Source organism: Mangrovimonas sp. ST2L15 (genome assembly GCF_001280515.1).
GTDB classification, from domain to species: Bacteria; Bacteroidota; Bacteroidia; order Flavobacteriales; family Flavobacteriaceae; genus Mangrovimonas; species Mangrovimonas futianensis.
In genome coordinates, this window is sequence record NZ_LBIQ01000030.1 from 1627229 (window position 1) to 1641448 (window position 14220).

8 protein-coding genes and 1 tRNA gene are annotated in these 14220 nt (G+C 36.7%); 2 read left to right on the forward strand and 7 right to left on the reverse strand.

Annotated elements, in window-relative coordinates; all coding sequences use genetic code 11:
* Positions 1-4: 4 nt before the first annotated feature.
* On the reverse strand, positions 5-448 hold the full coding sequence (locus ZA07_RS11195; protein WP_053971768.1) for a MarR family winged helix-turn-helix transcriptional regulator: 444 nt from the start codon (positions 446-448) through the stop codon (positions 5-7).
* A 114-nt stretch (positions 449-562) separates the two neighbouring features.
* Positions 563-2332 carry a long-chain fatty acid--CoA ligase gene (locus ZA07_RS11200; RefSeq protein WP_053971769.1) on the reverse strand — a complete coding sequence of 590 codons (1770 nt, stop codon included), beginning with the start codon at positions 2330-2332 and terminating at the stop codon, positions 563-565.
* Positions 2333-2656: 324 nt separating this feature from the next.
* On the opposite strand from ZA07_RS11200, the gene ZA07_RS11205 reads away from it, so the two are divergent.
* Entirely contained in the window at positions 2657-2893 is a 237-nt protein-coding gene (locus ZA07_RS11205) for a GIY-YIG nuclease family protein (protein WP_053971770.1), read from the forward strand.
* A gap of 2 nt (positions 2894-2895) precedes the next feature.
* Positions 2896-2970: transfer RNA gene (locus ZA07_RS11210), tRNA-Pro, on the forward strand.
* A gap of 207 nt (positions 2971-3177) precedes the next feature.
* On the opposite strand, the gene ZA07_RS11215 is transcribed toward ZA07_RS11210, so the two are convergent.
* The 5 genes from ZA07_RS11215 to ZA07_RS11235 all read right to left on the reverse strand — a co-directional run bounded on the left by ZA07_RS11215 (position 3178) and on the right by ZA07_RS11235 (position 14207).
* Positions 3178-4959, reverse strand: a complete 1782-nt coding sequence (locus ZA07_RS11215; RefSeq protein WP_197276724.1) for a T9SS type A sorting domain-containing protein — start codon at positions 4957-4959, stop codon at positions 3178-3180.
* A 150-nt stretch (positions 4960-5109) separates the two neighbouring features.
* Positions 5110-7626, reverse strand: coding sequence for a tail fiber domain-containing protein (locus ZA07_RS11220; protein ID WP_082316570.1), 2517 nt, complete (start codon positions 7624-7626; stop codon positions 5110-5112).
* A 98-nt stretch (positions 7627-7724) separates the two neighbouring features.
* A complete protein-coding gene (locus tag ZA07_RS11225) occupies positions 7725-9365 on the reverse strand; it encodes a LuxR C-terminal-related transcriptional regulator (protein WP_053971773.1) in 1641 nt (546 codons plus the stop codon).
* A gap of 216 nt (positions 9366-9581) precedes the next feature.
* A complete protein-coding gene (gene purL, locus ZA07_RS11230; RefSeq protein ID WP_053971774.1) occupies positions 9582-13244 on the reverse strand; it encodes a phosphoribosylformylglycinamidine synthase in 3663 nt (1220 codons plus the stop codon).
* Positions 13245-13346: 102 nt separating this feature from the next.
* Complete coding sequence (locus ZA07_RS11235) at positions 13347-14207, reverse strand: fructosamine kinase family protein (protein ID WP_053971775.1); 861 nt, start codon at positions 14205-14207, stop codon at positions 13347-13349.
* Between the last annotated feature and the right edge of the window lie 13 nt (positions 14208-14220).

Consider the following 14220-nt stretch of genomic DNA (forward strand, 5'->3'; position numbering starts at 1 on the left):
ATTGTTATTTGTCTTGGTTATATATTTTTTTGTTTGAAATCATCTCGTTGATTAATTCGGCCACTTCATAAAAGTGATTTAGTTTTTCCTCTGATATGTTGGCCCTTATAGCGTCATTGAATGTGATTACTTTTTCTTTTGAATAGGCTCTTTTTTTTCTGCCAAACTCCGTAAGGTGAATTAATACGCCTCGGCCATCTTCAGGATTTGGTTTTCTTTCTATTAATCCTCGGGTTTCCATGGTTTTTAAAATTCTGGAGAGGCTAGTGGCTTCCATTCCCATTTTGGGACCCAAGGCCGTTGAAGGTGTGCCTTTTTCGGGATCAATGCTCAGTAAAGTGAACCCCGTAGCCATTGTACTTTCAAATTTGGCGGCTTCTTCATTATACATTTTATTGACGGCTAACCAGGTGGTTCTTAGAACATAGTCAATTGTTTTATCTTTCATGGTTGATTTTTAGTCTTCCAAATATAAAAAAATATGCTATGCATGCATAATAAAAAATAATAATTTAACATAAAATAGGCAGATTGATTAGAGGCTTCGCAATTTTATGGGGTGTTAATTGTATATCTTATCGTAAAGATCCTTGTAAAGGTTAAGGATAATATCTCTTTTCATTTTCATGGTAGGTGTCAAATGCCCTCCTTTAATGGACCACTCATCTGGGGTGAGTTCAAAGCGTTTAATTTGCTCCCACTTTCCAAATTTGGAATTGCATTTATCTACTTCTTGTTGGATCCTGTCTATGACTTCTTTAGAGGTATAAATGGCATCATTGGTTGGGTCAATGGCTTTCCCTTTGAATTTGATCCATTCTTTGATAAATTCAAAATTAGGTTGAATCAAGGCTGCTGGCATTTTTTGGCCTTCGCCTATCACCATGACTTGTTCGATGAATCGAGATTGTTTTAACTCATTTTCCAATAGGGTAGGGATAACATACTTTCCGCCCGAGGTTTTGAACATTTCTTTTTTACGTCCCGTGATTTTCAAGAAACCTTCAGAATCAATTTCTCCTTTGTCTCCAGTATGGAAATACTCTTCTGTCATGACAGAAGCTGTTTTTTCAGGATCTTTATAATAGCCTTTCATCACATTAGGACCTTTTATAAGGATTTCACCATCTTCTGCTATTTTGACTTCTACATTACGAATAGGAATTCCTACGGTTCCAACTTTAAACATATGGTCAGCATATTTTCCAACGGCTACTACCGGAGACGTTTCTGTAAGCCCGTAACCTTCCATGACCTGCATGCCTGCTGCACAAAATATGCGTATGAGCCTAGGTTGCAAAGGCGCACTACCAGATACCATAGTGCTTAATTCACCGCCTAAAGCTTCTTGCCATTTGCTGAAAACGAGTTTTCGAGCTAAATTAAGTTTGAAGTGATACCAAGATCCGTTCTTTTGATAAGGCTCCCATTGTTCACCAAGACCTACCGCCCAGAAAAATATTTTTTGTTTTAAGGGAGATAATTCTTCAGCCTTGTGAACAATTTTATCGTACACTTTTTCCAGTAGACGCGGTACCACACTCATTAAATGAGGTTTGATCTCTTTTGCATTATCTCCAATTTTATCCAAACCTTCAGCAAAATAAATGGTGGCACCCATATATTGATAAATGTAAATTAAGACACGCTCAAAAATGTGACAAATAGGTAAAAAGCTGAGAACTCTGGTGCCTGCACCCGATATAGGTAACCTAGGAACACTATCTAAAGCATTACTTACAATGTTTTTATGCGTCAGCATAACTCCTTTGGGTCTTCCGGTTGTACCTGAGGTATAGATAATGGTTGCCAAGTCATCTTCATGAACTTGATTTTTTCGTTCCTCTACTTCCGGTTGATTAATTGGGTCTTTCCCTAACTCTAGTAGTTCTGAAAAATGTTTGCATCCTTCAATGTGATTGAAGGAATATACTTCTTTTAGCTTGGTATTGCCCTTTACTTGATTTAATTTGGCTAAAACATCTGCATCAGAAACAAAACAATAGATTGATTCACTATGGTTGAGTACATACTCATAATCTTCAGCTGAAATGGTTGGATAAATAGGTATGTTCTGTGCACCAACTTGCAAAATACCAATATCCATGATGTTCCACTCTGTTCGGTTTGTCGAAGAAATAACAGCTATTTTATCATCTTTTTGAATTCCCAACTTAAGAAGTGCTCTACTTATGGCATTTGCCTGATCAATATAAGCTTGTGTTGAGGTAGGAGTCCAGACCTCATCATACTTGGTTACAAGAGCCTCTTTTAGTTTGTAAGTCTCTAACTGATAATAAGGAAAATCGAAAAGTCTGGTTATATCTGTCATTTGTTCTATAGAAAAATTGAAGTTCTGCAAATTATGAAATTAATGCATATTTACAAATGTGTTTTATTTTGGCGAATAAATTCTAAAATTAATAATAATAGGAGTATAAAATTTTTAAGTTAACAAAAGGTTAGTATAAAGGCAGTTAAAACAATTTTTTAAATCAGGATTTTTTTTCGAAAAAAACTTGATAAAAACCATAAAAATGTGACATGAAACTTTATTTTTGTACCCCTATAATTCGGGATGTGGCCTCTCGACTACGCTCGAGACAAGCTTCCTTCCGGTTAGCGTATTCCGCCAATAGCGGAATGGTAGCAGGTTATGGGACACTATGTATACATACTTTGGAGTGAATCGTTAGGAAGGTATTATTGTGTGGAATCCAAAGATGTAGATAACCGATTGTTGGTTCATAATAAAGGTGGGAATAAATATACCACTAAAGGAATTCCTTGGAAACTTCAAGAAGTTTTTGAGGTTTCTAATCGCTCTGAAGCGAGAAAACTTGAAAATAAAATAAAGAAGCGAGGTATTAAACGTTTTCTTGAAGATAGATAATTCGGGATGTGGCGCAGTCCGGTTAGCGTACACGGCTGGGGGCCGTGTGGTCGCAGGTTCAAATCCTGTCATCCCGACACTTTAAAGCAAAGGTTAATGTAGAAAGTTTACTTTCTTAAATTAGCCTTTTTGCTTTATATGAAATTAAAGCAACGCTTTAATTTGCAACATAAGCGATGACAAATCGATTCTGTAAATCCTGTCATCCCGACGAAATGAAGTCCAACATGTATAATGTTGGACTTTTTTTATAAACATTATTTTCATTGAGAGCATTTGTTTTGCTAATGCCCGACAATAATTTTTTTAGAGACAATGTGTTCAGTGTCTTGTACTAAATGTACAATATAGGCTCCAGAACTTAGATCTTTTGTTGAATAATGATATTCTTGATTTTGTGATAAATCAACGTCATTCAAAATTTCTTTTCCTGTAATGTCATATAATGATACCTGCTGAAGGGTCAAATAATTTGGGTTTTTAATGATGATTTCAGATGTTGTTTGGTTATGAAAAACTACAATTGAATTTGAAATGGGTTCATCCATGCTTAGTGCTTCTTGAGTGAATGTAATTTCAAAACGATCGTTATAATTTTCTGCGTTTATCATTAATTCAAGGTTTTGCTCCCTTAAGTTTACATAAGAATCTGTCAACATATCATGTAAATAAATGGGCTGTACCTCATCAAAATTCTGTACATCAAAAATTCGAAAGCGAATGAGTTGTTGGCTATTTGATTTTACTATTAAGGGAATATGCAAGTCCTGATCAAAATTATATGCTTGGATGCAGTAGGGATCGTTATTCCAAGTCCAGTGAGCATCTGAACTAAGGAATTCAGGACTTTTTGCTTCCAATCCATAGTCAAATCCACTGCTTGCACTTTCATGGAAATTCATCAATAGTTGTCTTGTATGGGTGTCGTTGAAATCAACATTAATTCGGAATCTTTGATAGTCACCTGGTACGATAGTCAAACCATTTTCATCATAACTTATTGGGGTTGAATTGGTCAGGTTGGTGTCAGACTCTTGATTTCTAAAAAAGAAACTGTTGCCATCAGATTCTTTAACAAAATCCCTGTGGGCATTTTTAAAATAAGCTACTCCGGTGGAGCCTGTTTTCCCTTCTACCATAAATCCCTGTCCTATGGGGATGTACCTTTTAGCAATTTTGTTGCCTGATCCTGCTGGAAAATTAGTTGGTATACCATTGCTTAAATAGGTGGTGAAAGCAGCGGGGGTGAAGGAATCTACAAGACCATCAGAAGAAATAGTATAAGAAGCATAGCCACCCACATAATCGCTTAAAAAATGGGAGGTAGCCCCGGGAGCTTGTTCCCAATAGTACAGATATCCTGTTATGGCATTTTGATTGTCAGTATCCCAAATAAAATCTCTTGCGTCTAAAGCAGATGGATATGGATTGCCTACCAGAGTTAGTTGTTCAGCTAAAACACTAGTGGAAATTGTTCCGGAATTTGGTTTTCCTCTGAAGTCATACATTTGGTTGTTTCCAGACCCGTTAGTTCCTTTCATTGTAAAACCATAGGCTGTAGCAACATCCCCACTGTCACCAACATAATCCCATTCACTGTATGCCGTTCCTGGGTCAAATTTCCATATCCAGTAATTTGAAATTACTAAAGGACTGGAAGTACCATCATAACCAGAGGTAAAGGATGCTGGTGCACTTGTTATAGGAGCGCTCATCACCTCATAAATATTATTATTGGGCCTAAATGGTCTATTACCAACGGAATTGGCTAGAGTATTACCTACAGGTGAACACCAATAGTTATAAGCATATTCATTGACAGTGCCCCATTGGCAGACACTTAAAAGTCCTGTGCCAGAATTGCCAACTGTCCCTGTTCCTTGAAGAAGTTGTGCTTCATCTCTTAGGTAAAAAAGTGCCGTTGATTCCTGAATATTTACTTGGTCATTTACAAAAACCACCACGTCTGAGGCATATACATAGGCATTATTTCTTATCGTAAGCTGAGCATACCCGCCAAAATTTAGTAAAACAAAGAGAAAGAGTATGAAGTAGTTGCTTCTCATAAACATGATGTTTTCAATTCATCAATATAATTAGATAGGAAAAGAGGATACATAAGAGAATTTCCTTGGCCTAAGATAAAGACCATTATACTTATGTATCCTTCAATCCCAGTTGGCAGTGTGGTTATTCTGCCATGATTAAAATTGCTATTAATCGGTTTTGGTTGGCTCATTAGAAGCGCTGGTGTTAGTTGTGTTTTGCAATTGTAATTGAACTAGAATGTTTTGAATGCTTTCTTCCATGTTTAGGACCTGAGCTTGTAATTGATCATTTTTCTCCAAAATGAGTGTTTGCGACTCTTTGAGTTTTTTGATCTCTTCTTGTTGAGTGGCAATTTGCTGTTGCTGTTCCTTAATGGCTTGAGTTAAGAGAGAAATAAAATCATTGTATCTTAAACTTATTCTACCTTGGTCATCTTTTGTAAGAAACCCTTGGTCATCATAGCCTAAATCAAGGAGAACATGCTCTACTTCTTGAGCAATAAAGCCCATTTCTCGAGTTTGCTTCTCATTATTTTTTCTAATATAATCTACAGGTCTTAATTTAGTAAGCATATCCAAACCATAGGGTAGATCTCGCACATTTGACTTCCAAATGTTATCTGAAGTAATAGACCATGCTACTTGTATGCCAGCGTAAGTAATGCTGGTATTTCCTATACGAACTTGATGAATGCCTGTTGCATTGGGAACTTGTGCATAGCTTCCTATGCCTATATTATTGTTTCCACTCGTTAATTGAGATAACGCTTGCAACCCAATGGCAACATTATTGTTTCCTGTTTGGGCATTATTTAAAGCTTCATAGCCAATAGCCGTATTTCTATTGCCTCCTGTATTAGCATTTAAAGCACTATGACCTACAGCAACATTACCTATGGAGCCTACATTACTTTCTAGAGCAAGGGCTCCTATGGCAACATGGAAATCTCCTGTGGTATTAGAGTTGAGAGCGAGATAACCTAAAGCCGTGTTTTGGTATCCTACTGTATTGTAGCGTAAAGAATTATGTCCCACAGCTGTATTCTCATTACCACTCGTGTTAGCATTCAAGGCATTTGTCCCAACCGACGTGTTGTTGCTTCCATCTGAATTGTTTTGCAAACCACCTCTACCTAAACTTGTGTTGTAACTACCCGATGTGTTGCTCTCTAAGGTACGAGCACCAACTCCCGTGTTTTGAGTTCCTGTCGTATTATTTTGCAATGCATAAACACCGGTGGCAGTATTAGCTCCACCAGTTGTGTTCATAAGGGCTTGATATCCTGTAGCCGTATTGTTATTTCCGGTTGTATTTAAGAGCAGTGCATTGGTACCAATAGCAGTATTATTAGTTCCTGTAGTATTGGCGTTTAAAGAACTATAGCCTACAGCTACATTGCCATCAACTGTATTATTTTCTAACGAACCAGAACCTACAGCTGTATTGTTATTATCTGTATTGTTTGAATTTAGCGCATTGTACCCTAAAGCTGTATTATCATTTCCACTCGTGTTAGCATTCAAGGCATTTGTCCCAACCGACGTGTTATTGCTTCCATCTGAATTGTTTTGCAAACCACCTCTACCTAAACTGGTGTTGTAACTACCCGATGTGTTGCTCTCTAAGGTACGAGCACCAACTCCCGTGTTTTGAGTTCCTATCGTATTATTTTGTAGTGCAAAAGCACCGGTGGCAGTATTAGCTCCACCAAATGCGTTCATAAGGGCTTGATATCCTGTAGCTGTATTGTTATCTCCGAGTGTATTTAAGAGAAGTGCATTGGTTCCAATAGCAGTGTTTCTTTCGCCACTCTGATTGGTCTTTAAGGCACTATAGCCAACAGCTACGTTGCCATCTACTGTGTTGTTTTGTAACGCTTGTGAACCAACAGCTACATTAGTTGTCCCACTTATATTTAGTTGCAAGGTCTGATGGCCCACCGCAACATTATCAATGCCATCCATATTATTATTTAAGGCACTCCTTCCAATAGCTGTATTATAAGAACCTGTAGTATTTTCATATAAAGATATATTACCGACTGCAGTATTGTGAGTACCGGTAGTATTAGCAAGTAATGAGAAACGGCCTATGGCTGTATTAGCAATACCAGTCGTGTTGAATTTTAAGGTCCCCACACCTATGGCTGTATTGCTGCTTCCGTCAGTATTAGCTTGCAAGGAGTTGTAACCAATCGCTGTATTTTGATTTCCTGTGGTGTTTGCCGCTAAAGAATTAAATCCAATACCAATATTGCGATTATCTGAACCATCATCAATGGCTCCTGCATTGATTCCTAAAAATATGGAAGATCCATTATTAGTGCCATCACTATCGGATTTACCGTCCAATAAGTCATTAATTTGTTTGGCTCCGGTAATAGATATCCAATTAGTTGCTGCATTATCCCAATAGTAAAGACCCTTAGAAGGAGACCCATTTCCTGTGACAAATACTAACATACCATCTTGATCTGCTGTAGGATTTGGGGATGGAAAATTATCCACCCTAGGAATAAGAATACCATCTGTATTGACTGGAGTTGCCGTATTGGATGAGGAAATGTGCAAGGAAGCTTTGGGGTCGGTATTTCCTATACCTACCTGGGCAACTATAAAAGAAGAATACATTAGGGCTATAAATGTTACTATATAACCCCTTTTTAATGCATGTAAACCCATCATAATAGTTATGTTTTTTAATGACTTAGAAGGAGATGCATAAAATTGCCAAAATCATCAATGCATATCAATAGACAATGAATAGACAATTGCCGTAAAAGCTATATATTCTTAAGATAATCGGTCAAGTTGTCGCCCTTAGATAGTTCTAGTTTTTTTCGAATTCTATACCTGCTTGTGTTAACCGAGGAGGGTGAGATATTTAAAATAGTAGCAATATCTTTACTTTCAAGATTGATGCGAATCAAGGTGCATAGTTTAATGTCATAATCAGTGAGATCGGGATGACTAATTTTTAGTTTCGAATAGAATTCGGAATTAATGGTTGCAATTTTTTCGTGTAGGTTTTCGGTAAACGTGTTGGCTCTTTTTTTGTCCTCTATGGAGTCCAACAATTCTTTTATAAATAATTCCTTAGAAAAATGACCTTGCCTTTTGTATTTGGTTATGGTGTCATTAAGGCCTTCTAACCAGCTTACATTTTGTTGTGTGCTTAGAGCAATGTTGGTGAGGTCTTGCTTTTGATTTTCTAAATCTTTGGTGAGTAATTGGTTTCTATAGGAATGTGCAATGGCTTTTTGTTCAGCAATTTCTTTATTTTTTCTAGCCAAAGCCAAATGTTGTTTGTACTGAGAAAATAGAAAGATAAAAATACCAAGTAAAATGAGGAGGGTGCTAATTGTGATCCAAAAGCGTGTGCGATTTATTTGTTCTAGGTTAACCGTTTTTAAACGCTCATTTTCAATAAGTGCTTGATATTTATTAATAGTTTCTTCTTCCAATATACTACTCCCCAGTAGTTTGTTCTGAGTTTCTTGATGATGAAGGGAGTCTTTTTTAGCATCTAATTTTTTGGATAAATCCAGCGCTTGCTGATAATTTTTTTCTTGTTCTGCCAGTTCTCTAGAAGTTTCTAACCAAGCCATTTCGATTTCATTACCAAATCGAAAGTTTTGTATGGTATCTAAAGAAATGGCGAGGTTGTTTAAAACCTTTTTGGCTTCAGAAACCTGATTTAACTTTAAATAGGCATTAGACAAGTAGATTCCGGAAAGTAAATGATTTCTTTTCAATCGGTCATTACCCGTCAAGGTAAATACGTTTTCATAGTTGTTCTGGTAATGTTCTTTAGCAATAGTATAGTTTCCTTGGTCATATTCAATATGTGCTATGTTTTCATTGAGAACTCCATAAAATGGATGGTTTGATATGGAAGATGTTACCATGGTCTCCTTGGCTTTTTGGAAATACCATAAAGCAGAATCCTTGTTGCTTTCATAATCTAAATACTGCATCCCTAAATTATTAAGGGCAGAAGCAAGTCTTAAAGGTTTCTCATGATTAGAAATTTTTTTTACTAAAACAATCGCATCTAAATACGTTTGCTTTGCTTTTTGGTATTCTTTTAAAGCATTTTGTGATTTGGCTAATATCACATAGCTTAGACTAGTAAAAGTTGAATTAATGATATGATCAAGGTCACTGTCTAAGGCTATTTCTTTTAAAGCTAATTCTTTCGATTGCTGGTATAAGCCTAAATTAAAAAAACGTTCTGTATGTTGATAAAGAGATCTTACCTTAAATTTTGAATCCTTGGAGGAATCTAGGTTATTTTCATATTGGATAAAATATTTAAAGTAGTTTTCAAAATCCTTATTGTCATAGGCAATAAGTGCTAATGAATCACTTAACACAGGATTTTTTTCAATGTTATTTTGACCTGAAAGGGTTGTTAAACACATGAAAAGGGAGCATGTAAAAATACATCTTCTCACAAATTGATAGTTTTGAAATAAAAAAAAGCGTTTCAAGGACATAATCAATAAAGAATCTAAATATATTTAAATTCTTACAAATTATCCATGTAATGATCAATAACTTAGGTGATAAATTATCCGGTTAAAAAGAAACCCCGATATAAATTTATATCGGGGTTTTATGATTGTATCTAAATCAATTTAAATTTTCTCAATCCATTCTCTGGCATTCACAAAAGCTTCAACCCAAGGTGAAACTTCATCTTTTCTGTTTTTTGGATAGTGTGCCCAGTTCCATTGGAATGTAGAACGCTCAATGTGAGGCATCGTTACTAAGTGACGCCCTGTTGAATCACACATCATAGCAGTGTTGTAATCCGATCCGTTTGGATTGTGTGGGTATTCCGCGTAAGCGTATTTACCAACAATGTTGTACTGGTCTTCAGATTTTGGTAAGTTAAATTTACCTTCACCATGAGAAATCCAAACTCCTAAAGTGTTTCCTGCTAAGCTTGACAACATTACCGAGTTGTTTTCCTGAATAGTTACCGATGTAAATGCACTTTCGTGTTTATGAGAATTGTTGTGAACCATTTTACCATGAACCTCGTGCTCAGGGTTAATCAATTCTAATTCCATCCATAACTGACAACCGTTACAAATACCAACTGAAAGTGTGTCTTCACGTTTAAAGAAGTTTTTAATCACTTCGTTCGCTTTTTCGTTGTATTTGATGGCTCCTGCCCAACCTTTAGCAGAACCTAAAACGTCAGAGTTAGAGAATCCACCAACAGCACCTAAGAACTGAATGTCTTCAAGGGTTTCACGACCAGAAATTAAATCGGTCATGTGAACGTCTTTCACATCAAATCCGGCTAAGTACATCGCATTTGCCATTTCACGCTCAGAGTTACTTCCTTTTTCACGTAAAATCGCTGCTTTTGGTCTTGGTTTACTCGCATCGATTACCGGAAGTTTCCCTGTAAAGTGACTTGGGAAGGTGTACTGTAATGGTTGATTTTTATAGTTGTCGTAACGGTCTTGTGCTAAGCCGTTAGCTGTTTGTTTTTGGTCTAATAAGAATGATGTTTTATACCACATATCACGTAAACGAGATACCGTCATAGTAAATACATCAGTATTATTAATCACGCTTAGCGTGTCGCTTTCAGTTACTTTTCCAATGTTGAAGAAGTCAATGTTAGCTGCAGATAATACAGCTTCGATTGAAGCGTCTTTCGACTGAATTACTAAACCAGCATTTTCAGCAAACAACACTTTAAACGAATCGTTTTCAGCTAAAGCGGTAATATCTAATTCAGCACCTAAGTTATTATCAGCAAAACATAACTCTAATAAGGTCGTGATTAAACCACCAGAAGCTACATCGTGTCCTGCAACAATTTGTCCGTCAAGAATTAATTGTTGAATCGTGTTGAATACGTTTTTAACATATCCAGCAGATTGAACATTTGGTGTGTCGTTACCAATTTTGTTAACTATCTGTGCAAATGAACTTCCACCTAATTTAAAGTTGTCTTGTGATAAGTTGATGTAATACACATCGCCAGCACCTTTTTGGAATACAGGCTCAACCACCTTATTGATGTCGATACAATTGGCAGCCGCCGAAATAATTACCGTACCAGGAGCAATAACCTCTTCGTTAGGGTATTTTTGCTTCATTGATAAGGAATCTTTTCCAGTAGGTACGTTTATACCTAAATCAATTGCGAATTCTGAAACGGCTTCAACAGCCTCGTATAAACGTGCATCTTCACCTTCATTTTTACAAGGCCACATCCAGTTTGCCGATAAAGACACATTTTGTAATCCATCTTTTAATGGTGCCCAGATAATGTTGGTTAAGGCTTCGGTAATCGAGTTTCTACTTCCTGCTACCGGATTGATTAATCCAGAAATAGGCGAGTGCCCGATAGAGGTTGCGATACCTTCTTTACCTTTGTAATCTAAGGCCATCACACCAACATTGTTTAATGGAATTTGTAATGGTCCAACACATTGTTGTTTGGCTACTTTTCCACCAACACAACGGTCTACTTTATTGGTTAACCAGTCTTTAGAAGCTACAGCCTCTAATTGTAATAACTGGTCTAAATAATCGTAGAAGTTTTCTTTGTTATAAGCAACATCGGCATAATTGCGAGCTACTTTTTTGTCATGCATGTATGTTTTTGGAGAACTTCCAAACATATCATCCATGGCTAAATCCATTGGTTTGTGTCCGTTGGTTTTAGACTCAAAAGTAAAACGGTGATTACCGGTTACGTCTCCAACAGTGTACATTGGTGAACGTTCACGATCGGCAATTTTTTGTAATGTTTCAATATGTTTTTCGGCAATCACTAATCCCATACGTTCCTGAGATTCGTTACCGATAATTTCCTTATCAGATAAAGTAGGATCTCCTACAGGTAATTTATCTAAATCGATGTGTCCACCGGTTTCTTCAACTAATTCAGATAAACAGTTTAAGTGTCCACCAGCACCATGATCGTGAATAGAAACGATGTAGTTTTCATCGCTTTCAACCATACCACGAACCGCGTTAGCGGCACGTTTTTGCATTTCAGGATTCGAACGTTGTACCGCGTTTAACTCGATACCTGATTCAAACTCTCCAGTATCGGCACTTGATACCGCAGCACCACCCATACCAATACGGTAGTTTTCACCTCCAAGAATAACCACTTTATCTCCAACTTTTGGAGTTGCTTTCAGGGCTTGGTCAGCTTTACCGTAACCAATACCTCCGGCTTGCATAATTACTTTATCGAAACCTAATTTTCTGGCATCTTCTTCGTGCTCAAATGTTAATACTGAACCACAGATTAATGGCTGACCAAATTTGTTACCAAAATCTGAAGCACCATTAGACGCTTTAATTAAGATATCCATAGGGGTTTGGTATAACCATTTACGCTCGTCCATTGCCTGTTCCCACGGACGGTTTTCTTCTAAACGCGAATAAGACGTCATATAAACTGCAGTTCCAGCTAAAGGTAAAGATCCTTTTCCTCCAGCTAAACGGTCACGAATTTCACCTCCTGAACCTGTTGCAGCACCATTAAATGGCTCTACAGTGGTAGGGAAGTTGTGCGTTTCCGCTTTCAATGAAATAACAGATTCGAATTCTTTAGTTTCGTAAAAATCTGGTTTATCGGCAGTTTTAGGAGCGAATTGCTCAACAACAGGGCCTTTTACAAAAGCGACGTTGTCTTTATATGCTGAAACGATATCGTTAGGATTGGTTTCAGAAGTTTTACGAATCATTTTAAATAATGATGTCGGTTTTTCTTCTCCATCAATAACAAAAGTTCCGTTGAAAATTTTGTGACGACAGTGCTCACTGTTTACTTGTGAGAAACCGAACACTTCAGAATCGGTTAGCGGGCGACCAATTTTTTCAGAAACACCTTCTAAGTAAGCTACTTCTTCATCACTTAAAGAAAGCCCTTCCTGAATGTTGTAAGCCGCAATATCTTCAATATTCAGAATAGGTTCTGGCTTGATATCTATTGTGAATGATTCTTGGTTTAATCCGTTGAATTTTTCTGAAATCATTGGATCATACCCTTTGAAGTCTTCAGAAACAGCTTCGAATTCCTCAATTCGAATGATGTCTGAAATCCCCATGTTTTGAGTGATTTCTACAGCATTGGTACTCCAAGGCGTAATCATGGCCGCACGCGGTCCAACAAAAAAAGCATCCAAAGATGCTTGTTCTATTTTAGGTTGGTTGCCAAATAACCAGACCAACTTGGAGATGGTTTCTGTCGATAATTCTTTTGTTGTTTGAACAGCAAAAACGGTGCTGTTTGCGTTTCCAAAGAAATGAATCATTATATGTCGATTATAGGTGTGTTTTAAAAGGGCAAAAATACGCTTTTATTTTAGATTGATAATGCTCCTTTTTTAAATTTTAATTGGATTATTAACAGCTTTTCAAAAGTATTTTTTGAGAATGGAAACTACCGATCCATGATAGGAGCGACCAAAAAGATTTAAATGAACCAGTAAATAATACAATTGATAAATCTCTATTTTTAATTCTGATTTTGAGGATGCTGCATCACTTTCATAGTAAGCTTCGTAAAAATGTTCTCCAAAACCCCCAAATAATTTGGTCATAGCAATATCTACTTCTTTGTCTCCATAATAAATGGCAGGATCAATAAGGTAGGGAGTGCCATTTTCTGAAATTAAAAAATTACCACTCCATAAGTCGCCATGAAGTAGGGATGGGGTTACATCTTTTAATAAGGGCTCCAGAGTTATACTCATTTGGTTTTCGGGAGGACAGTCACTATTTGTTAACACCCCTTTATTCTTAGCTAATCGTAATTGAGGTAACAACCTTTCTTGAAGATAAAAGTCTTTCCAATTATGATGCTCTTGATTAGATTGAGGTAAGCTACCGATGAAATTATCAGAATCTAATCCAAATGACTTTGAAGTTCTTTGGTGTAATGCAGCTAATTGTTTTCCCAAGGAGGACAGGTCTTTACTAGTTGGTGCTTTTGTTTCAATAAATTCCATGAGTAGAAATGAACGATGTTCAAATTGATCGCAAGCAATAATTTTAGGGGTAGCTATGATGTTGGTTTTATCGATTGATTCCAAACCTAGTTTTTCGGCTTGAAACATGTGCAAGGCTTGAGGGGATTGGTGGCTTTTTAAAAAATAATTATCAGAATCGGTTTCAATTTTAAATGCTTGAGAAATATCACCGCCAGATAAGGCTAGGAATTGTTTTATATCTTTCTGGAGAATGTTTTCAATAAAGAATTTAAAATTTGAATTCATAGTGTAAACGAAT

Excerpts from the sequence above, each read along its gene's own strand:
- ZA07_RS11195 (WP_053971768.1), bottom strand. The coding sequence starts at position 448 with ATGAAAGATAAAACAATTGACTATGTTCTAAGAACCACCTGGTTAGCC.
- ZA07_RS11200 (WP_053971769.1), bottom strand. The coding sequence starts at position 2,332 with ATGACAGATATAACCAGACTTTTCGATTTTCCTTATTATCAGTTAGAG.
- ZA07_RS11205 (WP_053971770.1), top strand. The coding sequence starts at position 2,657 with ATGGGACACTATGTATACATACTTTGGAGTGAATCGTTAGGAAGGTAT.
- ZA07_RS11215 (WP_197276724.1), bottom strand. The coding sequence starts at position 4,959 with ATGAGAAGCAACTACTTCATACTCTTTCTCTTTGTTTTACTAAATTTT.
- ZA07_RS11220 (WP_082316570.1), bottom strand. The coding sequence starts at position 7,626 with ATGATGGGTTTACATGCATTAAAAAGGGGTTATATAGTAACATTTATA.
- ZA07_RS11225 (WP_053971773.1), bottom strand. The coding sequence starts at position 9,365 with ATGTGTTTAACAACCCTTTCAGGTCAAAATAACATTGAAAAAAATCCT.
- purL (WP_053971774.1), bottom strand. The coding sequence starts at position 13,244 with ATGATTCATTTCTTTGGAAACGCAAACAGCACCGTTTTTGCTGTTCAA.
- ZA07_RS11235 (WP_053971775.1), bottom strand. The coding sequence starts at position 14,207 with ATGAATTCAAATTTTAAATTCTTTATTGAAAACATTCTCCAGAAAGAT.